Raw genomic sequence first — 24,289 nt, 5'->3', positions numbered from 1 at the left:
CGAGTCGGAGGTTTGGTTTCATGGATTCACCGAGAAAATTAATTGTTGGCTATGATTTATGTGAAGAAGCGACTCAAATCAGCTGCTTCAGCTATAAGTCGATGGAACCGATTCTAATAAGTATGCGGGATGGAGAAGAGCTATACTCCATACCGACCTTATTGTGTCTGAAAACAAGCACAAAGCAATGGTTATTTGGGGATGAAGCGAGGGTATGTGGTGAGGAAGGAGCCGGTATCCTGGTGGAACGTCTCTTGGAGAAGGCGACGATAGGTGAGGATATCGAGATTCTGGGACAGACAGTCAGTACAATATCCTTATTGGAAATATTTCTACGAAGGACATTATCCTTGGTTAAAAATTATTTTCCTTCAGAACCGATTACAAAGATGGTAATTACAGTTAAAAATACTGACCCTTCGCTGGTTTCAAAGTTATACGAGGCGCTGACAAGGCTTGGGCTAGAGAAAGACAGAGTGGTAATCATGAATCACGACGGTGCTTATCTGTATTATGCGCTCAGCCAGGATAAGTCACTATGGATGAATGATGTGGGGTTGTTCGATTTTGATAAAGAGGGATTAAACTTTTATCAGATTAAAATGAATCGAAGATCAAAGCCAATGGTTGCAGAAATCGATAAGCTGGACTTTACGAAAGAGATGAATTATGAAATCCTGAAACTGAGGAAAATGGGAAAAGCAGATCCGGCTTATATTCTTGAAAATCTGGCTAATACAGTATTGTATAAGCAATTGATCACTACACTATATTTTACTGGTTGTGGATTTGACGGTGGTTGGGCAGAAGAAGTTATAAAATCACTATGTACCGGGCGAAGAGTGTTTTTCGGACAGAATCTATATACTATGGGAGCCTGTTTTGCAGCTAAGGAATTATCGGGTGACGGTCAATTAGAGGATTTTATCTTACTTAGCGATGATATGGTAACCAATTATTTATCGGTTAAAGTATATTGTGATACGGCTTTCAAGGAATATTCGATTATGTCACCGGGAGAGAATTGGTTTGAGATTAATCGTACTTTAGAAGTAATAATGGATGGGGAGACAAATCTCGAGCTATTGAAAAAAAATATTATGACGCATGAAGTAGAGCACATCACGTATTCGCTACAAGATCTTCCGAAAAGACCAAACCGAATGACAAGACTTTTAATTACCCTGAACTGTACCGATAAATTAACAGCGCATCTGACGGTTAATGATCTGGGATTTGGAGACATATTCCCTGCTACAGGACAGATAACGCAAATTACGATAGAAATCTAATGTTTGGAGGTATCCATGGGTAAACTAATATTATGTAGCGGATCACGAACAACAAAGCCTTATACTTTTACCCGTAACGGAATTCGTATTTATTCAATGGAGGAACTGTGCTATTATTTATATCAGCATGTTCATGTGATTGATGAGACGATGTTAACGGAGGAGCTGTTTGATTTTATCGATCTGGAGTTAAAACTTACAGAGCGTGCGGATAAGCTGCGTACGCTGAGAAAACAGAATGCCGATCTGAAAACGCTAGTAACATTCATCCTATGCAGTACCGATTATTATACCGAACAGGAGATAAAAAATCTTCTTAGATTATTAGATGATGTGGCAGGGATGCCGATGATCAAGCGAAATATCATAAAAGCAGGTTGCTTTTTAAGAGAGCAACAATATGAACAGGCAGCAGCAGAATACGAGCGGATTATTCTCTCACCGGATGCGGTAGAATTAACACCGGAAGAATACGGAGATGTATATCATAATTTGGCAGTTGCGAAAGTCCATATTACAGGGCTTAAGGAAGCCTCCAAATTATTTGAAAAGGCATATGAGCGTAATCATAAGAAAGAGAGCTTTAAGCAACACCTTTATACTCTTTATATAATGAAGAATGAGGAGCAGTACCAGAATGTAATTGAGATTAACCAGGTGGATGAAGAAGAGAGGGAGTTAATTAAGGGATTTTTATTGGAGCTTGAGAAGGAAGCGGAGGAAACAACCACGCTTCAGGCGATTTATAAACTTCAGGATAAAAAAATACAAGGTAAGATGAATGAATTTTATCACGGGATAAATGAAATCATAGAAACGTGGAAGGAAAAGGTTCGTTTGAGTTAACCGGACAGAAGAAAGGTTGAAGGAATGGGATTATTTGATCTATTTAAGGGTAAACCGAAACATAATATAGAGGAAAAAGGGCAAGCTACCTTCTCACTTGATTTGGCCAAGGATAAAAAGAGGTCAAAGCGATTTAAATCAATGAGTGACATGATGGATTATGTCAAGGATAATTGCGAAACAGTTCAGGAAAGTAAGAGACAGACGGAGGAATCCAAGAAAGAGTATCAGGCAGTTACTTCGTATCTTACCGATATGCAGAAAATCGAAATGATTCCGCTAGAACAAAGAGGTAAGCTATATGAAGCGGCGAAAAATATTATCTCATTAACTAGGGAGCGGGAAAAATTTCAAAACCGAAAAGATAGTCCGATATCCGAACAACAATTTCATATATTTGAACAATATGAGCTGCAGATTCCGAAGGAGTTGCCGAAGTTAAAGGAAAATGAGCTATTGAGAGAGGCAATTGAACAGGATATGAATCATCTTGAGGATGAAAGATTAGATCTAGAGGATGAGCAAGAGGATATCAGTAGTAAACAGTCATTTCTTCGAGGAATTGCAATTATTATAAGTATGATGGTTGTATTCTTATTCACACTTTTCATAATGCTGAAACAATATACCGGAGGCGATTATGTCCTTCCTTTTTCCATGACGGTATTGATGGGGATTGTAGCAACATTCTATATTGTCAGAGAGGCAAGAAAGAATGAATCAGAAGTAAATATTGTACATCAAAAGCAGAAGCGTTTGGTGACATTACTTAATAAAGTGACTATCAAATCAGTTAACAATTTGAATTATCTGGATTACACTTATAATAAATATAGTGTTGAAAGCTTTGAACAGTTCAAGTCCTTATGGAATGAATATAGAAGAATTAAAGAGGAAGCGAGCAAGTATCAACGAAACACAGATGAATTAGAATATTTTAATAAAGAATTGATCATGGAACTTCGAAAGTTCGGAATCTCTGATTGTGAAATCTGGATATTGCAGGCGTCAGCAATTCTTGATATGAAGGAAATGACAGATATCCGTCATCGCCTCAATATACGTAGACAAAAACTCAGAGAACGAATTGACCTAAATATTAAGCAAGCTGAGAATGCAATACAGGAGATTCGAAAAATTAGATATGAATATCCGGAATGTGAGGATGAGACGGACAAGTTACTTAGGAATTACCGAATTGATCTTAATGCAGAAGAAGGTAATCTTTAGCTAAAAGGACAGGAGCAATAAGCATGAATATACAGATATTTGGTCAGTCAAAATGCTTTGATACAAAAAAAGCGGAGAGATATTTTAAGGAACGTGGAGTCAAATTTCAATCCATCGACTTAGGAAAATTCGGTATGAGTAAGGGCGAATTCAACAACGTGAAGCAAGCGGTTGGAGGAGTAGAGCATCTGATTGATGACAAAGCGAAGGATAAAAATTTGTTAGCGTTGATAAAATATATATCCCCAGAAGATATGGAAGAGAAACTATTAGAGAATCCAAAGCTGTTTAAATCCCCAATTGTGCGTAACGGTAAGCAGGCAACGGTGGGTTATCAGCCGGAAGTGTGGAAGAATTGGGAATAAAACCGTAGCAATGTGGATAACATAGCTGATATTCACAGGATTTTTGAATTAACAATTGATATCAGCTATATAAGCTGCAAGATTTTGGTCGGAATATTTACAATTTCTTCATACCAATGATATAGGTTACATTCGAAATACTACTTGACATATCATGAAACATTGAATAATATTAAATATCATATGGTAAATGTAGTGATGGAGAGGATTAGATAAGGGTAGCTTATCAGAGAGGATCGCTCACCGGCTGAAAGGTGATCCAAGGCAAGCTTATTGAAGGTAGCTCCGGAACAGCATTTCTGAATCCTTAGGGTGTGTAGGAAATGCCGGGAAGTCCCGTTACAGACAAAGAGTTGACTTGTACCCACTATAGGTGCAGGCCAAGAATAAAGGTGGTACCGCGGTTCTTCGTCCTTTGAGACGTAGGGCCTTTTTTATTGTGCTAGAATTTGAGAGTCAAAAGCTCTGTTGCTAAGTAGTCACGTCAATATGCACAAATATATGAATCGATAAGAACTGTAAAACATATTTCCTAAGCAGTATATTGTGTGGTGCATATTAACTGCTATAATTATCGCTCAGTGCTTTTGACGCTCTACTATAGTAAGAATTGAATCCGGCTAACGCCCATGGATGGGCGTTAGAGGATTGTGCGGCAAGGAAGCCGCTACAAATCCGACGGACCGAAACAAGCGAGCTAAGAGAAGTGTAGTAGTTACTAGGAACTTATACCGTCGCACAAATGAAAATTGGTAAGCAAAGTACCGTATCTAGAACACGATGGCTACCCTAGAACACGCTACCTAGACCTTTGTCATAACCTACCCCAGAACACGAAAGGAAAGAAATCATGGAAAAAGAACTGGCAAAAACCTATGACCCCCAAAATATTGAAGAGAGACAGTATCAAAAATGGGTCGACAAAAAATATTTCCACGCAGAAGTGGATCGTAGTAAGAAACCCTTCACGATAGTGATCCCGCCCCCGAATATCACCGGTCAGCTGCATATGGGTCATGCACTCGATAATACAATGCAGGATATCTTGATTCGTTTTAAGAGAATGCAGGGTTATAATGCACTTTGGCAGCCCGGAACCGATCACGCAAGTATTGCGACAGAGGTTAAAATCCTTGAGATGTTAAAGAAACAGGGCATTAACAAGGAAGACCTAACAAGAGAAGAATTCTTAGTTAAGGCATGGGAATGGAAGGAAGAATACGGCGGTAGAATTATCTCTCAGCTTAAAAAACTAGGTTCCTCCTGTGATTGGGAAAGAGAACGTTTTACGATGGATGAGGGCTGTAACAATGCCGTAAATGAAGTATTTATAAAATTATATAATGAAGGTAAGATCTACAAAGGATCTAAGATTATTAACTGGTGTCCGGTTTGTCATACGACCATCTCTGATGCTGAGGTTGAGCATGAGGAGCAGGCCGGACATTTCTGGCATATCAAATATCCGATCGTCGGAGAAGAAGGCTTTGTTGAGATTGCTACTACGAGACCGGAGACGATGCTTGGTGATACAGCGGTTGCGGTTCATCCGGAGGATGAAAGATATCAGCACCTGATTGGTAAGATGGTTTTACTGCCAATCGTGAACAAAGAGATTCCGGTTGTTGCTGATTCTTATGTGGATAAGGAATTTGGTACCGGTGTGGTTAAGATTACACCTGCACATGACCCGAATGACTTTGAAGTTGGCAAGAGACATAATCTTCCGGAAATCAACGTCATGAATGATGATGCTACCATCAATGAGAAGGGTGGAAAGTACGTTGGCCTTGATCGTTATGAAGCACGTAAGCTTATTGTTAAGGAGCTACAGGAATTAGGCTATTTGGTAAAAGTAGAAGATCACGTGCACAATGTAGGTACACATGATCGTTGCAAAACAACCGTTGAGCCACTAGTTAAACAGCAGTGGTTTGTGAAAATGGATGAGTTGATCAAACCAGCAATCCAAGGGGTTAAGACCGGGGATGTTCAATTCGTGCCAGAGCGTTTTGATAAAATCTACTTTAACTGGGCTGAGAACATTAGAGACTGGTGTATCTCCAGACAGCTTTGGTGGGGACATAGAATACCAGCATATTATTGTGATAAATGTGGCGAAATAGTTGTATCTAAATCAACTCCAACCACCTGCCCTAAGTGTGGACATGATCACCTTAGACAGGATCAGGATACATTGGATACCTGGTTCAGTTCAGCACTTTGGCCTTTCTCAACACTCGGATGGCCGGAGAAAACAGAGGAACTTGACTATTTCTACCCTACTGATGTACTTGTAACCGGTTATGATATCATATTCTTCTGGGTTCTTAGAATGGTATTCTCCGGATATGCACAGATGGGTCAAAAGCCGTTCAGTAAGGTGTTGATACACGGTTTAGTGCGTGACTCACAGGGTCGTAAGATGAGTAAGTCACTTGGAAACGGTATCGATCCACTTGAGGTAATTGATAAATACGGTGCTGATGCACTTCGCTTTAGCTTGATTCAGGGTAATGCTCCGGGTAATGATATGAGATTTTACTGGGAGAGAGTAGAGGCGAGCCGTAATTTTGCGAATAAGGTATGGAATGCATCAAGATTCATCATGATGAATCTTGAGAAAGCAACCATCAGTGAGACCATTGATGAGAAGCTTTTAACCATCGCTGATAAGTGGATTCTCTCCAGAGTAAATACTGTAGTGAAGGAAGCAACCGAGAATATGGAAGGCTTCGAGCTTGGTATTGCAGTTCAAAAAATTAATGACTTCGTATGGGAAGAATTCTGCGATTGGTATATTGAAATGGTGAAGCCTAGATTATATAGTGAAACCGATGAAACCAAGGCAGCAGCACTTTGGACCTTAAAGTATGTATTAACTACATCGTTAAAATTACTTCATCCATATATGCCATTTGTCACAGAAGAGATTTTCTGTACTCTTCAGGAGATGTTGGGTCAACAGGAAGCAGAGTCGATTATGATTGCAAAATGGCCTGAATACAAGAATGAATATGCATTTCATAGTGAAGCAGAAGCAGTGGAACTCATCAAGGAAGCAGTTAAAGGCATCCGTAATGTTCGCGCAGAGATGAATGTTCCACCTAGTAGAAAGGCTACCGTTACAGTAGTATCTGAGAATGAAAAGATTCGTGATATCTTTGATGATAGTAAAGTATTCTTTGCTACTCTCAGTTATTCCAATGAGGTAGTTGTTCAAGCGGATAAGGCAGGAATTCCGGAGGATGCAGTTTCAACAGTTATTCAGGGAGCAGTTATCTATATTCCTTTCGCAGATCTAGTGGATGTTGAAAAAGAGATTGAAAGACTGAAAAAAGAAAAAGAACGTCTTGAAGGTGAATTAAAGCGTGTTACTGGTATGCTCAATAATCAGAACTTTGTTAGTAAAGCACCGGAAAGCAAATTGGCTGAAGAAAGAGCGAAGTTAGAGAAATATACAGATATGATGAAGCAGGTTTCAGAAAGATTAGAGCATTTTAGTAAGTAAACTTCATGAATACTTGATTTAAATTAGAAAGACCTTCCGGTATATCAAATTGATTATAACCGGAAGGTCTTGTCTATGTAGGATATTGGGGAATAAACCATAACAATGGTATTAAATGTTGGTAAATATTGTATCTACCTAATCTGGTTATAACATATTTAGTAATATATGTAAATGGGTAATTTGAAATTAATGGAAATATTTATTATTTTGTAGAATAAGAAGTGGCTTATAGCAATATATTTTACATTTTGTCAAAAAACCTGAATTGAATGGAGTATATGAGAAAATCTGTATTCTAAGGTTAAAGCAATTTAAAGCAGATTAAGATTATGATATAATATGGTTTATGATGATATCAGCGAAACAAATGGGGTGAAGTATGAAACTACTGATCGTAGAAGATGATAAAACAATTGCAATGGGATTAGAGTATTCGTTACAACAAGAGGGATATACCGTTGTTGTATGCCATGATGTATCCTCAGGGAAAAGTGCTTTTTATGAACATGGATTTAATCTATGCATCTTTGACCTCACTCTTCCGGATGGGAGCGGTTATGAGTTGTGTAAGTTGGCAAGAGAGAAATGGAATACTCCGGTCATCATACTCACTGCATGCGATGAGGAAGTGAATGTGGTTATGGGACTGGAATTAGGTGCTGATGATTATATTACCAAACCATTTCGAATACGTGAGCTTACAGCTCGCATTAAATCGGTTCTTCGCCGCTATCAATCAGGTAGTGAAGCAAAGAATATTATAGAATTGGGTCCTATCCGTATTAATACGCTGGATGCCAAAATATATAAAAACGGATCAGAAATCGTATTAACGGCTTTGGAATACCGACTTTTATTGACTTTTGCGAATAATGAAGGACAAGTATTATCCCGTAATCAGTTGCTGGAAGGGATATGGGATGTAGCAGGGGATTTTGTTAATGATAATACTTTGACCGTATATATAAAGAGGCTAAGAGATAAGTTGGAGGATGATCCTCAAAACCCTCTTATTATTAAAACAATCAGAGGATTGGGATATAAGGTGGGTGATTGAGATGCTTCGTAATAAAGAATATCGGGTAATGTTGTTCTTCATGGCATTGGGACTGATGATATTTAGTATCATTGCATGTGTAATTAACCTGGCAGCAGGTTTGGTTCTAATATTCTCTGATTTATTTTTAATTGGAATATATATTCAATTTTCAAATAGTCGATATCGGGATATTGAAAAACTTTCTGGATATTTAAGAAGAGTTTATAATGGAGATTATTCTCTTGACATTCGTGATAATAAAGAAGGGGAGCTAAGCATACTTAAAAATGAGATATATAAGGTGACTCTTATATTATCGAAGCAGGCGGAACAATTAAAAGAGGAAAAAGAGCAGTTAGCAGACGCATTATCCGATATCTCTCATCAATTAAAAACTCCTCTGACATCTATGCTTGTTATGACGGACTTATTGAAAAATGAAAATCTTGAGATAAATAGAAGACAGGAGTTTACAAGAAATATTGAGGTTCAGCTGGAACGTATGGAATGGCTACTAACTTCGCTTCTAAAATTATCTAAGATTGATGCAGGTACAATAAAATTTAAAACGGAAGAGGTTCCATTAATAGAACTAATTAATCAATCGGTAGAGCCGCTGCTGATTGCGATGGAGTTAAAAAATCAGCAGTTTACCGTCAAGGGAGATCCTTTACTTACCTTTCAGGGAGATCTCAAGTGGACCGCGGAAGCTCTCATTAATATTGTAAAGAATTGCATTGAGCATACCGGTGAAGGTGGGGAGATTTCAATTAGTTATAGTGAAAATCCGATTAGTACAGACATTACAGTATCAGATAGCGGAGTTGGTATACCAAAAGAAGATCTTATGTTTATCTTTAAAAGATTTTACAGAGGGAAAAACGCAAATGAGGATAGCGTTGGCATTGGTCTAGCTATGGCAAAGAGTATTATCATGAATCAGAACGGAGATATCTTTGTGACAAATAAGAAGAAGGGCGTTGAATTTAATATAAAATTTTATAAACATATCGTATAATCATCACCCGATTTATCAGTCAGAACTCATACGACAAATAATGCGAATATTCGACAAGGACAATGTACATTTTCATTAGGATTGTACTAAAATAGTATGAGAAGAAAATGACTGGGGGTGGAACAAATGAGTATTAGGATAGGTTACGCAAGTATAGACGAGAACGGAAAACTAGCTGGAGGGAAGATAGGAGATCAAACCGGTAGAGAAATTCGGATCGGTTCTTGGTATAATCGACCCTGGAATGTATATCTGGAATGTACTGATAGCAAGTTAGCGAATAGAGCTGTCTCAATTATGAAACAAATCTGTGATAACAAAGGCTATGGGTATGACCAATTACAGCGGTTGACCGGTTATAATGCTATATTGAGAAACAGTAAACATGTAGTGGGCGCAAAAGGTGAATTCGATTGTTCATCACTTGTATCTGCATGCTATAAATTGGCAGGATTAAATATTCCTGCGAATAATACGACATTATCACTTCGGAGAGAGCTGCTAAAAACAGGTAAGTTTAAGGCATATACTGATATAAAGCACATTGCATCAGATGAGCTGGCTAAAACGGGTAGTTTATATCTGAAAGAAGGAAGTCATGTAGTTATGGCCCTTGAGAGTGGGAAAAGAAATATCGTTTAGCTGTGTTATGAATTAAAATATGTCTATCCAATAAAAGAAAATGGAAATAGAGATTAATACCCCCTTACAATATTCGTATTGTGAGGGGGTATAATTATTATTTATTTATGTGGATTTACTATTTCTATTTTTTTTAGGCTGAAAGTAAGGGAACTACAATCGCCTTTTCCGCGTACTGTTATAAGATCTCCCTTTTTTAAATCTGCTATTTTGTTAACTTCACTTTCAGTTTTTGCATAACATTGGATTCCAACAAAGGTAAATTGTTCTTCACTACCAAGGCAAACATAAGTGTGGTTTAGTATATCAGTACCTACACTTTCCACTTTCCCCGTTACTTCGAGCAAACGATTATCATATAACTTTTTGCATTTTACTTGGTTTTCTTATTAAAAATTTCATTGTATTCATTAATTTTAACATATTCATGTTGTATAATAAGATTCTGGTATAGAATAATCTGGTAAAACAAGTTATGTGACTAAATTGTAATATTTCAGTCATCGTGCCGTCATCTATGACAGTTAAACTTTGCTTATAAGGTAATAATGATTATTGGATGGAGGGCGAAAGCCGCCATAGAAAAGGAGTTATAAAATGGAAATATTAAGAGTAGAGCATCTGTCAAAGAAATATGGAAACGGAGAAACAGCGGTGAATGCGTTGGATGACGTCTCATTCTCTATAGAAAAGGGAGAATTTGTGGCGATAATCGGCCCTTCCGGTTCCGGTAAATCCACATTACTTCATATGCTAGGAGGGGTAGATCGCCCAACAGCAGGAAAGGTATATGTAGATAACACAGATATTTATCAATTGAATGAAACACAGCTTGCTATCTTTAGACGTAGACAGATTGGACTGATCTATCAGTTCTATAATTTGATTCCTGTACTGAGCGTGGAAGAAAACATAACATTGCCCTTACTTTTAGATCAACAAAAAGTTGATAAAAATCAATTAAATGATATTGTAAAATCCTTGGATTTAGAAAAAAGATTGAATCATTTGCCGAATCAATTGTCAGGTGGACAGCAGCAGAGAGTTTCCATTGGTAGAGCATTAATCAACAACCCTGCTATTATGTTAGCGGATGAACCAACCGGAAATCTGGACAGTAAGAATAGTCATGAGATTATTGAGCTTCTCAAAATGTTTAATAAAAACTTTAAACAAACACTTCTTATCATCACTCACGATGAAAGAATAGCTCTACAGGCTGATCGTATCATTGCTATTGAGGATGGAAAAATCGCTAAGGATGAGGTGATCCGACCATGAATATAATCAATAAGTTAACGATTCGTCAGTTGATGTTAAATAAAAAACGAACACTGGTGACCATAATCGGGACTATCATATCTGCGGCGATGATCACAGCAGTGGCTACCCTTGGACTTTCCTTTATGGATGTTTTACAAAGACAGGTCATTACGCAAAATGGTGAGTGGCATGCTACCTATAAAAATATTAATGAACAACAGCTGAAAGAAATTGAGAAGAACAAGCATGTGAAAACGGCGATGATGAACAGGGAGAGTGGATATGCTTATCTAAAAGGCAGCAAGAATACCAATAAACCTTATCTATATATTTTAGAATTCAGTCAATCTATGTTTCAGCATATGCCGGTCAAGGTAACCGAGGGAAGGCTTCCCCAAAAGCCAAGTGAGATACTGCTGTCCGAAGCGGTTGCAGAAAATGCAGGCGTAACTTATAAAGTAGGAGATCAAATTAAGCTATCCGTAGGTAAGAGATTTTCAACCCGGAAAGATACGGATAACAGTAAACCCCTAGAGCAAAATAGTAGCCTACAATGGGAGAGTGATAAAGTTGCTGAAAAGCTTACGACAGAAGGTGGGAAGACTTATACTGTAGTTGGATTTTTCGAGCGTCCGGAGTGGGAGTTGACATGGTCGCCGGGCTATACATCAATCTCTTATCTTGATCAGAATACAGTAAAAACTTCCGATACTTTTGATGTATCCGTATTATTTAAAAATATTAATAATAAGCTCTTTTCTTGGGGTGATAAAATCGCAAAGGATAACAATATTAAAGTGTATGAGTACAATAATAGCTTACTTCGATTCTATGGAATTATCAAGGACGATTCCGTGAAAATGATGTTAGCAACACTGTCAGCTATTATCATGGTGATTATTGTGATAGGGTCGGTATCATTAATTTACAATGCATTTGCAATATCGGTTTCGGAGCGATCGCGATATCTTGGTATGTTATCCAGTGTTGGGGCGACCAAAAAGCAAAAGCGTAATTCGGTTTTCTTCGAAGGGGCAGTAATTGGTGCCATCAGTATTCCGATTGGAATTCTGGCTGGATATATTGGTCTTGGTATCACTTATTTATTCATTAATCCGATGCTTGAAGGTATGCTGAACCATAAGGGAGGATTCCGATTGATTGTATATCCTTCCTCTGTGATTACTGCTTTTCTGGTATCTGCAGTAACGATACTGATTTCTACCTACATTCCGGCACGGAGGGCCTCCAATGTCTCAGCAATTGATGCGATACGTCAAGTAAGTGATGTGAAAATCAGTAGAAAACAGGTGAAAACTTCTCGACTTACTAGAATGATATTCGGAATGGAAGGGGAACTTGGACTAAAAAACCTAAAGCGTTATAAGGCGAGATATAAAGCAACTGTTTTCTCACTAATTATCAGTATGGTCCTATTTTTAGTGGTTTCTGCCTTTACGGATAATTTAAAAAAATCAATGACAATGTCACAAGTTGGCGTTAATTACGACGTTCAGGTAAGAATAGATCCAAAAGTAGGTGATGCGAAAGATGATATTATAAAGAAGATCAAATCCCTAGATAACATTACAAAAATAAGCACAGCTATGACCTTGAATGTTTCTACTATGGTTGATCCAAAGAAAATTGGTGATTTTCTAAAAGCGGACAGTAGTCAAATGCTACAAGACGGAAAATACCCATATGAGGTTGTACTTACTGTGTTAGATGATAAGAATTTGGAGGAGTATGCTAAGAAGGTTGGTGTTGATAAAAAGAAGTTGGAAGATAAAAATCAGCCATCCGCAATTGTAATTGATACAGTGACTTACAAAGACAGAGTTAGTGATAAGTATATTGAAACGAAGTGTATAAAGGCCAATGTAGGTGAATTTTTTAATCTTACTACCAGGAATGATGATACAAGTGTTGATAAAGTATTACCACAGGTTAAGGTGGCTGCATTAACAAAAGAGATGCCGATGGGGATATTATCAAGCGGTAACGCATCATATTTTTATATGATTATTTCAAAAGAGACTCTTCATCAATTGCTAAAGGGAATGGGCAGTAAAAGTAACCCTATAATAGATACTTATATCTATTTGAACAGTGATAAACCGATGGAACTTCAGAATAAATTAGAAGCGATTCAAAATGAAGTCGGTATGGGAAGCATAACCATTGATAATGTATATTTTTATAAGCAGAATGAGCAGCAATCCGTCTTATTGCTATCCGTGTTTACCTATGCATTTATCATATTGATAACAGCGATTTGCATTGCGAATATCTTCAATACGATATCCACAAGTATTGCGCTCCGTAAGCGAGAGTTTGCTATGTTAAAATCCATTGGTATTACACCCAAGGGCTTTAATAAAATGTTGAATTATGAAAGTATCTTTTATGGAATTAAAGCTTTGTTATATGGTATACCAATTAGTATTTTTGTAATGTATCTGATCTATGATGTGTTGATGGCAAAGTTTGATTTTGTGTTTACATTACCTATAAGAAATATTGCTATTGTTATTGTATCTGTATTTCTCATCGTAGGCATGGCAATGCTCTATTCAAGCAGTAAGGTAAGAAAAGAAAATATTATTGATGCACTTAAGCAGGAGATAATATAAGCATAGTACTAAGAATAAATATGATTATTTTAATTGATAATAACTATTAGATTTATAAATGAACAAGAAACAGGTTTTCATAATGGTTTGTGAAAATTTGTTTCTTTTTCGTATGTTAGCTAAGTGATAAATCGTTATGATATGTTATGATCTTTCTTTTATTATAAAAACAATATAGCACGATTGTAAAAAATAGAAGGTTAGTAATTGCAAATAGTGTTTGTATACCCTATAATATAATAGAATTAAAGGGAGGGAGATTATTATGTCGATAATTCTGCTTGTGTTATTTGTATTTAGCTGCAAAAATCTTGCCTTTGCAAAAGAAAATGATTTTTGCAGAGATTATATGGAAATGTCAAAAACCAATGCTGTGAAAGGTATCTTTGTACTGCTTGTTTTTCTTCGCCATTTTTTACAGTATGTTAAGTTAAATGGGCCATTTGATGGTTTTGCTAAATGGATAGATGGAAGTACAGGGCAATTAATTGTAGCAATGTTTTTATTTTACTCCGGTTATGGAATACTAGAAGCAATTAAGTCAAAAGGAACTTCTTATGCGAATTCTATTCCAACCCAAAAAGCTTTGAAAACGCTAATGCATTTTGATGTTGCTGTAATATTATATTTATTGCTTGATTTTATTCTGGGAGTCCAAGTGTCCGTTAAACAAGTATTATTATCCTTTGTTTGTTGGGAAAGTATCGGTAACAGCAACTGGTATATTATGGCTATTATAGTCACTTATTTATTTACTTATGTTGCATTCAAAGCATGCAAAAAAAATCATATATTAGGTGCAATTCTCACTACTTTATTATGTATAGCATTTATGTATATTTTAATGCCTTGGAAAGGCAGTTACTGGTATAACACAATTCTTTGCTATCCGTTAGGAATTTGGTTTTCATTGTATCGACAAAAGATCGAAAAATGGGTCATGAAAAATGATCTATGGTATTTTGGTTCTGTACTTGTGTTTTTGATGACCTATTATGTTTTTTATACCAGAAGAGGCTTACATGTATGGTATTATGAAGGATGGGCAGTTTGTTTTACGGTTTTAGTTGTGCTAATTACGATGAAAATCAGTTTCGATAATAATTTTCTGAAATTTTTTGGTAATCATGTGTTTAGTTTATATATACTTCAACGCATTCCTATGGGTTTTATGAGCCGTAAAGGTCATATTGCATCACATCCATACGCGTATTTCATTATAGCAGTTTTGAGTACTATAGTTTTGGCATTATTATTTGAGAAGGCTCTTCATAAAGTAGATGGATTGGTATTTGCTAAAAAGAAACCGAAAGTGAATAATGGATAGGATTGATTTCAATTTCTTTTTTATAGAAATTTCCATCATCCTTACATAAAGAAACTTGAAATCATGTTTGTTTTCCTATATGATATAGATAGTTACATATTATGAGCAGATGATGGTGAAATATAGAAGTATCTTAGCCAAATATTGATGAATAAGTGAGGTAGTAGTACGATGATTAATGATGACTATATAGGTTTTACAATTGCGAAACAAAAGCACATCGCATTAATTGCGCATGATACAAAGAAGCATGAGTTAGTGGAATGGGTAAATAAGAATAAAGATATACTAAAAAACCATTTTTTAAGTGGTACAGGTACAACAGCGCGTTTAATCGTTGATAAGACAGGATTACCGGTAAAGGCATATAACAGTGGCCCTTTGGGTGGTGATCAGCAGATCGGCTCCAGAATCGTTGAGGGTAACATTGACTTTGTTATATTCTTCTGGGATCCGCTTGCGTCTCAGCCACATGATCCTGATGTTAAGGCACTTCTTCGTATCAGTGCCGTGTATGATATTCCGGTTGCAAATAACCGTGCAACAGCGGACTTCTTAATTACTTCAAAGTTTATGAATGAGGATTATGAAAGAAGAGTGATGAATTATAACAAGATAATTCAGGGCAGATTAGAAGAGTTTAAATAATTAATTAATCAAAGCATGAGCCTCTGGTTATATGATTTTGTGTGTATCTTAATCATATAACCAGAGGCTCATGCTATTTTTATAACTGTATTTATTGAATCATCAAGGAATATAGGCGTTTACTCTTTTCTTACAATATGATTTAATGTTATTCCTGATTATTTGCTTCAATTAAGCTATCAATAAAGAATTTTGCAGCATCCGAAAGAGGAATGTCATTATTGTAGGAAGCAACTAATAGTCGCGATGGAATCTCTTGAGTGGTTGTAATGACGGATAAATCATCCAGTTCCTTTACGCAGAAATCCGGGATAAAAGCAATTCCTAAACCAATCTTTGCGAGATCAATCAACAAGTCATTACTGCTTAACTCAATCGCAGGAACCAGATCCAGAGAGTTCTCAAGGAATAAGTTATGCAGGAAGATGCTGGTTGTGGAACGCTTGTCCAACATCAGAATTGGATTTTGCTGAAGTTCTTGTAGCGTGATTGGGCGTCCTTCTAATGGAAAGGCTTCCTTATTAGCTATAAAAATATCCCTGAACTCCTTCACAGGAACGATTTGCATCATATTGTTCAATCCGGAATTCGGTGAGTTCGTTACTATGATATCGACCTCGTTTCGTTCTAAAAGCTTCGCACATTGGAGGGAGGTAGCATTGGTAACCTTAATGTGTATCGTTGGATATTTTTTATGAAACATATTTAAGAATGGAACAAGGTAATAACGGCAAATGGTATCACTTGCACCGATTCTTAATTGAACGCCACTCTTAGGATCAGCGCAAAGCTGATTTTCACCACGGCTTATGAGGTTAATGGCAGGTTCAACATGCTTTAATAAGAGTTCCCCTTCTTTGGTGAGGGCGACCCTCTTTGTACTACGAATAAATAGGGTTTGATTCAGTCGTCTTTCGAGCGTCTTAATGGACTGGCTGACTGCTGACTGGCTGATAAATAATGTATCTGCAGCATCTGAGAAGCTAAGGCTTTTGGCAACTTGATAAAATACCTTGTACAATTCATAATTGATATCCATACAAACCTCCGTTATAATCAAATACGTCAATTTATTTTCCAATATCTATAAGCAAATCTAATAAAAAGATTAACATATATTAATTATGATTATAAGACATGTTATGCTATAATGCAAGTAAATGATAGAGAGCGTGAAAAAGGGTTAAACTTCTTTCATACAAATAACATACGAAACCGAAAATTATTTAGACTATAATATTTAAAAGGAGCTTATCACATGGGCAACGTAAAACGAATTTATGTAGAGAAGAAAGCACCGTATGCAGTAAGAGCGAAGGAATTAAAATCTGAGCTCCGTAGCTACCTGGATATAAAGGGCATAAAAGCAGTTCGTGTTTTAATCCGATATGATATAGAGAATGTTAGTGAAGAGACATATAAAAAATCCCTTGGTACAGTATTTTCTGAACCGCCGATTGATGTGCTTTTCGAGGAGTCCTTTGAGACTGACAAGAAGGACAGAACCTTTGCAGTGGAATACCTTCCCGGACAATTTGATCAGAGAGCAGATTCTGCGGTGCAATGTGTGAAGCTTTTGAATGAAAAGGAAGAGCCGGTAATTCATTCCGCTACTACGTATGTCCTTACCGGTGACATTACAGATGAGGAATTTGATAAAATTAAGGCATACTGTATTAATCCTGTGGATTCCAGAGAGACAGATGAAGTAAAGCCCGAGACCTTGGTAACACAGTTCAATGATCCCGAAGATGTTATTATATTTGAAGGTTTTCAAACAATGGAGCAGGATAACTTATCACAGCTATATGCTTCCTTGAATCTTGCAATGACTTTGAAGGATTTTCAGTTCATTCAAAATTATTATCAAACAGAGGAACAACGTGACCCTTCCATGACAGAAATCCGTGTGCTCGATACATACTGGTCTGATCATTGTCGTCACACTACATTCCTGACAGAGCTAAAAGACATCCAGTTTGAAGAAGGATATTATACAGCTCCGATTAAGGCTGCTTACAGCAGCTATATCAATGAACGTGAGAAATTATATAAGGGCAGAGATGACAAATATATCTCTTTGATGGATATCGCTTTACTTGCAATGAAGAAATTAAAAGCAGACGGTAAACTTGAGGATATGGAAGTATCTGATGAGATCAATGCCTGCTCCATCATAGTGCCTGTTGAAATCGACGGCAAGAGCGAGGAGTGGCTTGTATTCTTCAAGAATGAAACACACAACCATCCAACCGAGATTGAACCGTTTGGTGGTGCAGCAACCTGTCTTGGCGGAGCAATTCGCGATCCACTATCGGGAAGAGGTTATGTATACCAGGCGATGCGTGTAACTGGAGCAGGTGATCCGACGATTCCTGTTAAGGATACCTTAGAAGGTAAATTAGCGCAGAGAAAGATTTGTACCGGTGCAGCAGCAGGCTACAGCTCCTACGGTAATCAGATTGGTCTTGCAACCGGGTTGGTGGATGAAATCTATCATCCGAACTATGTGGCTAAGAGAATGGAAATCGGTGCCGTGATGGGCGCCGCTCCGAGAAAGAACGTAATCCGTGAGAACTCCGACCCAGGTGATATTATTATCTTAATGGGTGGTAGAACCGGACGTGACGGCTGTGGCGGAGCAACGGGCTCCTCAAAAAGCCATACAACAGAATCAATTCATACCTGCGGCGCAGAGGTTCAAAAGGGAAATGCTCCAACCGAGCGTAAACTTCAACGCTTATTCCGCAGAGAAGAAGTTAGTAAATTAATTAAGAAATGTAATGACTTCGGTGCAGGCGGTGTATCCGTAGCGATTGGTGAGCTTGCAGCAGGTCTTCAAATTGACTTAGATAAAGTTCCAAAGAAATATGCTGGCCTTGATGGTACGGAACTTGCAATCTCAGAATCCCAGGAGAGAATGGCAATCGTGGTTGACCCTAAGGATGTAGACACAATGCTTGCATTTGCGGAGGAAGAAAACCTTGAGGCTGTTGTGGTAGCTGAGGTTACTGAATTACCAAGATTGGTTATGAAGTGGAGAGGTAATGAAATCGTTAATATCTCTAGAGCATTTCTTGATACAAACGGTGCGCATCAGGAGGCAAGTGCTTATGTAACACTTCCATCCAAAGAAGATAATTATCTGAATAAAGGATTTGATGTAGAGGGAAAAGACACAAAGGAAACATGGTTAAAGAGCTTAGCAGCATTAAATGTATGCTCCAAGAAAGGCCTTGTTGAAATCTTTGATAGCTCCATAGGTGCAGCCACAGTGACGATGCCTTATGGTGGTAAATATCAGTTATCACCGATTCAGACAATGACAGCGAAGCTTCCGGTACTTGAAGGCGCTTGTGATACGGTAACTATGATGAGTTATGGCTTTGATCCTTACCTTTCTACCTGGTCTCCATTCCACGGTTCGGTATATGCAGTGATTTCTTCTGTTGCTAAGATTGTGGCAGCAGGTGGTGACCATACGAAGATTCGTTTTACCTTCCAGGAATTCTTCAGAAGACTTGGAAATGATCCAAAACGTTGGGGTGAGCCGTTAGTAGCACTTCTCGGCGCTTATGATGCTCAGATTAAGCTTGGTCTTCCATCCATTGGTGGAAAGGATAGTATGTCAGGAACCTTTAATGATATTGATGTACCTCCGACCTTAGTATCCTTTGCAGTGGATATCGCAAAGAGCGGTGATGTCATTACAACAGAACTTAAGAATGCCGGAAATGTCTTGGTACGCTTTGATATCAAGAAGGATGAATATGATCTTCCGGATTATATACAAACAATAGACCTTTATTCAAAGATTACCTCATTTATGAGATCTGGCAAGACTGTATCCTCCTTTGCATTAGGGTTTGGTGGTGTTGCAGAAGCAGTGAGCAAGATGGCATTTGGTAATAAACTTGGTGTCACCCTAGATAGTAAGTTAAGCGATAATGATCTTTTCTTACCAGCATACGGTTCCTTAGTGATAGAGATGACTAAGGAAGCTGCTGCGGAGTTATCTCAGGCAGGATTTGCAGCAGAGGAATATAGTGTAATCGGTACAGTAACAGAAAAGAGTGAATTCGTATACAAAGATGTTATCATCACGATGGAGGAAGCATTAACTGCATGGACAGGAACATTGGAGAAGGTATATCCTACTCGTTCTAAAGTGGCTGAGGAGATCGAGGCTTCCGATTCCAAGATTGAAACGAAGCTTTATGATAGCAAAACAATCTATGTTGCAAAAAATAAAGTAGCAAAACCGAAGGTTTTCATTCCGGTATTCCCGGGAACGAATTGTGAATATGATTCATTAAAAGCATTTCAGAATGCCGGTGCAGAAATCGAAACTGTTGTTTTCAAGAATTTGACGGAGAGCAATATACGAGAATCTGTGGGGGCCTTTGCAGAGGGAATTAAGGGGGCACAGATTCTCATGTTCCCCGGTGGTTTTTCAGCAGGTGATGAACCGGACGGTTCCGGTAAGTTCATTGCAACCGCTTTCCGTAATGAAAGAATTACAGAAGCAGTAAATGATCTTCTTAAGAACAGGGACGGACTTGCACTTGGTATTTGTAATGGTTTCCAGGCGTTAATTAAGCTAGGCCTTGTACCTTATGGCGAAATTACACCTCAAAAGGAAGATTCTCCGACACTTGCTATGAATAATATTGGTCGCCATGTGTCCAAGTCAGTTTATACCAAAGTAGTTACCAATAAATCTCCTTGGTTAATGAAGGCTGAGCTTGGCGGAGTATATTCCATCCCTGCATCCCATGGCGAAGGACGCTTTGTTGCTAATGAGGAGTGGATTAAGAAGTTGGTAGAGAACGGCCAGGTTGCTACTCAATATGTAGATGTTGACGGCAATCCGACGATGAATGAGGATTTCAATCCAAATGGTTCCTACTATGCCATTGAGGGTATCACCAGCCCGGATGGCCGTGTTCTCGGTAAGATGGCTCATTCCGAGCGTAGAGGTTCTTCCGTTGCGATAAATATAGCAGGTGACCAGAACCAGTATATCTTCGAATCCGGAGTGGCATATTTTAAATAATTAACATGAACCTCGCAGGCGATTTATATTATTATCCTTGCTAAAATACGTTATATAGTTAAAGATGAACTCCTTAATTTAATATCTTTATTCCGACTTCAATGCAACGTTACAATTCACTAATAGATTTGTCATATGGTAAAACAGAGCCCAAAAAAGCATCAGGTGAAACACAAACGTGTTCCACCTGATCGCGGGTGCGTTCGCATTTTACAAGCTAGCTTATAACTGCTCACTTTGCCTACGCGAAAACTCCTCGCTACGCTCGTCAAACATGCTATTTGTTGACTCTGAACCATATTCCAACTCTATAAGTGAATATAGAAACTTTTGCATAGGCGTCGTCATATAGATATCAAATTAAGGAGTTCGTATTTAGTTTTAGAAACGTATTTTACCAAGTAGATATATTAATTACCTGCGAGGTGTTAAATAATTGAAATATGAGTTAAGCCGCTATCGAAAATGATATCGTTAATATGTACAAATAAATGTAACAAATTAAATTGCGAAACATATTGATATGCATATTAACGATTGTAAGAAATATTCTGGCTTTTGACGTGCATAGATTATTCATACAGATAATTATTGAAAATTATGCCTTTGGCGATTAACCACTTAACAAGATATTTTATTCCGGCATCAAACCATCGTTGCAATGCAACCCTCAATAACTATGTTGGCGCCGTTCATGTTTTGAATATTTATTACACGATACCTTCAAAAATAGCACATGTATTATTAATCCATAAGGAGACCGTTAATCGCTGTCGGCAGTGCCGCTACATGCGATAATTGAGCGGAAACATGTCTTCGTCGGAAAATAATGCATGCGCTAATAAAAGAGTAAATTATGGTATATTAAAACTAAAAATTGTGTAACGGAGCCTTGGAGATTATGAAGTTTATCACATAACTTGGCTGAAAAATAGCATACATTTATTAATCCATAAAGAGACCGTTTGACGCCGTCGGCATTTAGGCTGTGGCAGATGTCTTTGATCTGACAGAGCCTTATGTGCCGCTACGTGCGTCAACGAGTGGGAACGTGTCTCTGATGGATAATAATTGTATGCTATTTTTCGTTCATATTATTATAAACTTCATAATCTCCAAGGCATTGCTACTATTTCTTGATCTGGCATTCCATTGGATCTTTATCATCGCGAAACCCCTTGAATACGGGTTGTCTAAGCATGCCCTTTTCGTTTGGCATATACTGAACGACACAAACCAGTTCCGGCACCAGCCAGACCGCATTCTCATTACCTGCAGGTAATTCACGAAAGGGTGAGGATTCCATCGTATCTAGCTTTCTTAAATCTCCATATTTTACGCCGAATGTAACATGCCCCTTATAGATTAAAGTGTCACCATCGTATTGTCCGAGTACAATACTGGTGACTCCTTTTTCCTTTTGGATATATCCACATACCACAAAGTCTTGGTCGGCAAGGAATTTGAATTTGATCCAGTCCTTTGTACGTTTATCAAAGTAATATCTACTATTTCTCTTTTTTGCAACCACGCCCTCCAGCTGTTGACTCTTCGCAGCATCAAACAGTTCGATTCCTTTCTCAGGAATGTACCTGCTGACAGCCAGCTTCGGGCTATCACTCACCACTTCACTGAGTATGGCTTTACGTTCAATTAACGGAAGATCAGTCAACTGGGTATCGGTGCGATATAGAATGTCATATGCAACAAAGCAGGCAGGAAAACTGCCGGAGGAGAGTTCTATCTTAAAGCGATTTGAAGTTAGAGCTCTTTTTTGCAGCTCGAAGAAGTCAGGAACCCCATTTTTTAATATAACTAATTCCCCATCAAGTATGCAGCGAGTGGATACTTGCCTAAAGATATCGGATAACTCCGGAACCTTCTGCAGAAGTCTGTCATTTCTCTTATTACGAAGCTCAGTCTCTTTATCCAGATATGCAACACAGCGAATTCCATCGAGCTTTAGTTCATAGATCCAATCAGGGTCATTAAAAGGCTGCGTCATATCAGAGATTAGCATGGGTTTAATATTCTTTTCTTCAAATAAATCCATCAGGCGGTACCACTCAACTTCTGATCCTTTGACATCTCAAGCGTACGTTGTAAAGCCTCCATCAAGTCTATGACATTATTCGGAGCAGAGGTATCCACTGCGACGATATCCTCTCCATGGATTTTTTGCATGATAGCATCCCGTAGCCTTTGTTGATATTCATCCTTATACTTGGAAGCATCGAATGCTTGAGTCATAGAATTTATTAATGTCTTTGCCATGGTAACTTCAGCCTCGTTTAGTTCTACAGGAGCAACCTGCTTGGGTACGGCAATAATCTCATCCTGGTAGAAGAGTGTTTTAGCGATTATTCCACCCTCTGTTGGATATAACACGATAAGATTTTCTTTGGTGCCGATTACCGTTTTAGCAAGGGCTACCTTCTGTTCGGATAGCATGGCACTGCGTAACAGCTCAAAGGCTTTTTCTGCCCCGGTTTCCGGGATTGCATAATAATTACGCTCATAATACATTGAATCAATTTCAGAGAGATTAACAAACTGAATGATGTGTATTGTTTTATCCTTCTTAGTTTTTATTTTTTCTAATTCCTCCTCCGTCATCATAACATATTTTTCGTTTTCATATTCATAACCCTTTATGATTTCATCCGGTTTTACTTCCTTATTACAGCTGGGGCAATATTTTTTATATTTAACCCGCTCTTTGGTATCCTTACATAGCTGATTGAACTTGATATCATTATCTCTGGTAGTGGTATATAAGCCCACCGGAATATATAGAAGACCAAGTGAGATTGCACCTTTATGAGAAACACCCATTGAACCTCCAATCTACCAGTTAAGACGACTGGCTAAATGCATGATTTAGAATTACCGAAAATATATGTATTATTGTTTGCAGAGTTTATATTAATCATACAAAATTCATTTGTTTTCAAAGATTATAAGTATATTCAGATTGAATGATGAGGTATCAAGTTTTTTATATCAGAAAAGAGCCCTATGTAAAATCATAGGACTCTTTTCTGTAAACGTCAGTTTTCGGTTTTATATAATAGATTGATTGTAAGCAAATTATATAGATTCCTCTAGAAGCTTAGTGTCAGATGATTGGTGGCATATTCCAAACACAATTGTACTACTGCCATGCCCATTGTAAAGAAGGAGAGCACAATTATTAAGGCCACAGCAGTTTTATCGTATAGAAGCTTCTCCTGCTTACGTGTAAAATTGGCAATCAGGATTTCAAATCCCAAAAATATTAATACAATTGGCCATAAGCGAAATACGTATTCATAATTTAAGTGTGGCACAAACATACGAAGTAAGAATAAAACTCCAAATACAATTAACATACCACCTAAGGTTAAGGTACCGACACGATGAGAATGATTCAT

The 24,289-nt window shown here is 37.7% G+C and carries 17 protein-coding genes, 1 pseudogene and 1 other annotated feature; of the genes and pseudogenes, 13 read left to right on the top strand and 5 right to left on the bottom strand.

Annotated features, from left to right (window positions below; all coding sequences use genetic code 11):
* The first annotated feature begins 20 nt into the window (after positions 1–20).
* The 8 genes from AC6IWN_RS13140 (at position 21) to AC6IWN_RS13105 (ending at position 9,946) form a co-directional block, all read left to right on the top strand.
* Positions 21–1,292, top strand: a complete 1,272-nt coding sequence (locus AC6IWN_RS13140) for a DUF5716 family protein (RefSeq protein ID WP_497987867.1) — start codon at positions 21–23, stop codon at positions 1,290–1,292.
* A gap of 15 nt (positions 1,293–1,307) precedes the next feature.
* On the top strand, positions 1,308–2,138 hold the full coding sequence (locus AC6IWN_RS13135) for a tetratricopeptide repeat protein (protein WP_497987866.1): 831 nt from the start codon (positions 1,308–1,310) through the stop codon (positions 2,136–2,138).
* A 24-nt stretch (positions 2,139–2,162) separates the two neighbouring features.
* Positions 2,163–3,368: a hypothetical protein gene (locus AC6IWN_RS13130; protein ID WP_497987865.1), complete on the top strand. Its 1,206-nt coding sequence runs from the start codon at positions 2,163–2,165 to the stop codon at positions 3,366–3,368.
* A 23-nt stretch (positions 3,369–3,391) separates the two neighbouring features.
* Complete coding sequence (locus AC6IWN_RS13125) at positions 3,392–3,733, top strand: arsenate reductase family protein (protein WP_497987864.1); 342 nt, start codon at positions 3,392–3,394, stop codon at positions 3,731–3,733.
* Positions 3,734–3,919: 186 nt separating this feature from the next.
* Positions 3,920–4,152: a binding site (T-box leader), on the top strand.
* Between the two features lie 431 nt (positions 4,153–4,583).
* Positions 4,584–7,244 carry a valine--tRNA ligase gene (locus tag AC6IWN_RS13120; RefSeq protein WP_497987863.1) on the top strand — a complete coding sequence of 887 codons (2,661 nt, stop codon included), beginning with the start codon at positions 4,584–4,586 and terminating at the stop codon, positions 7,242–7,244.
* 382 nt (positions 7,245–7,626) lie between these two features.
* Positions 7,627–8,304 (top strand): response regulator transcription factor, encoded by a 678-nt coding sequence (locus AC6IWN_RS13115; protein ID WP_497987862.1) that lies wholly within the window; start codon positions 7,627–7,629, stop codon positions 8,302–8,304.
* Between the two features lies 1 nt (position 8,305).
* Entirely contained in the window at positions 8,306–9,304 is a 999-nt protein-coding gene (locus AC6IWN_RS13110) for a sensor histidine kinase (RefSeq protein ID WP_497987861.1), read from the top strand.
* Positions 9,305–9,430: 126 nt separating this feature from the next.
* Entirely contained in the window at positions 9,431–9,946 is a 516-nt protein-coding gene (locus AC6IWN_RS13105) for an endolysin-like domain-containing protein (RefSeq protein ID WP_497987860.1), read from the top strand.
* 101 nt (positions 9,947–10,047) lie between these two features.
* On the opposite strand, the pseudogene AC6IWN_RS13100 reads toward AC6IWN_RS13105, so the two are convergent.
* Positions 10,048–10,320: pseudogene (locus tag AC6IWN_RS13100) on the bottom strand (OB-fold protein); the annotation flags it as partial.
* A gap of 223 nt (positions 10,321–10,543) precedes the next feature.
* Here AC6IWN_RS13100 and AC6IWN_RS13095 point away from each other — a divergent pair.
* The 4 genes from AC6IWN_RS13095 to AC6IWN_RS13080 all read left to right on the top strand — a co-directional run bounded on the left by AC6IWN_RS13095 (position 10,544) and on the right by AC6IWN_RS13080 (position 15,820).
* A complete protein-coding gene (locus tag AC6IWN_RS13095; protein WP_497987859.1) occupies positions 10,544–11,227 on the top strand; it encodes an ABC transporter ATP-binding protein in 684 nt (227 codons plus the stop codon).
* Complete coding sequence (locus tag AC6IWN_RS13090; protein ID WP_497987858.1) at positions 11,224–13,845, top strand: ABC transporter permease; 2,622 nt, start codon at positions 11,224–11,226, stop codon at positions 13,843–13,845. The genes AC6IWN_RS13095 and AC6IWN_RS13090 overlap by 4 nt, the downstream gene beginning before the upstream one ends.
* Before the next feature lie 265 nt (positions 13,846–14,110).
* Positions 14,111–15,172: an acyltransferase family protein gene (locus AC6IWN_RS13085; protein ID WP_497987857.1), complete on the top strand. Its 1,062-nt coding sequence runs from the start codon at positions 14,111–14,113 to the stop codon at positions 15,170–15,172.
* A gap of 171 nt (positions 15,173–15,343) precedes the next feature.
* A complete protein-coding gene (locus AC6IWN_RS13080; RefSeq protein ID WP_497987856.1) occupies positions 15,344–15,820 on the top strand; it encodes a methylglyoxal synthase in 477 nt (158 codons plus the stop codon).
* 148 nt (positions 15,821–15,968) lie between these two features.
* Here the strand turns inward: AC6IWN_RS13080 and AC6IWN_RS13075 are convergent, their stop codons facing one another.
* Complete coding sequence (locus AC6IWN_RS13075) at positions 15,969–16,859, bottom strand: LysR family transcriptional regulator (protein ID WP_497987855.1); 891 nt, start codon at positions 16,857–16,859, stop codon at positions 15,969–15,971.
* Positions 16,860–17,078: 219 nt separating this feature from the next.
* On the opposite strand from AC6IWN_RS13075, the gene AC6IWN_RS13070 reads away from it, so the two are divergent.
* On the top strand, positions 17,079–20,876 hold the full coding sequence (locus tag AC6IWN_RS13070; protein ID WP_497987854.1) for a phosphoribosylformylglycinamidine synthase: 3,798 nt from the start codon (positions 17,079–17,081) through the stop codon (positions 20,874–20,876).
* A gap of 1,129 nt (positions 20,877–22,005) precedes the next feature.
* On the opposite strand, the gene AC6IWN_RS13065 is transcribed toward AC6IWN_RS13070, so the two are convergent.
* The 3 genes from AC6IWN_RS13065 to AC6IWN_RS13055 form a co-directional block, all read right to left on the bottom strand.
* Entirely contained in the window at positions 22,006–22,929 is a 924-nt protein-coding gene (locus AC6IWN_RS13065) for an ATP-dependent DNA ligase (RefSeq protein ID WP_497987853.1), read from the bottom strand.
* Complete coding sequence (gene ku / locus AC6IWN_RS13060; RefSeq protein ID WP_497987852.1) at positions 22,929–23,711, bottom strand: non-homologous end joining protein Ku; 783 nt, start codon at positions 23,709–23,711, stop codon at positions 22,929–22,931. The genes AC6IWN_RS13065 and ku overlap by 1 nt, the downstream gene beginning before the upstream one ends.
* Before the next feature lie 269 nt (positions 23,712–23,980).
* Positions 23,981–24,289: a LiaI-LiaF-like domain-containing protein gene (locus AC6IWN_RS13055; RefSeq protein WP_497987851.1), complete on the bottom strand. Its 309-nt coding sequence runs from the start codon at positions 24,287–24,289 to the stop codon at positions 23,981–23,983.

Source organism: Variimorphobacter sp. HTMS_6 (genome assembly GCF_059717775.1).
Note: the sequence above shows the minus strand (reverse complement) of the source record. Positions and strands in the feature narration are given on the sequence as shown.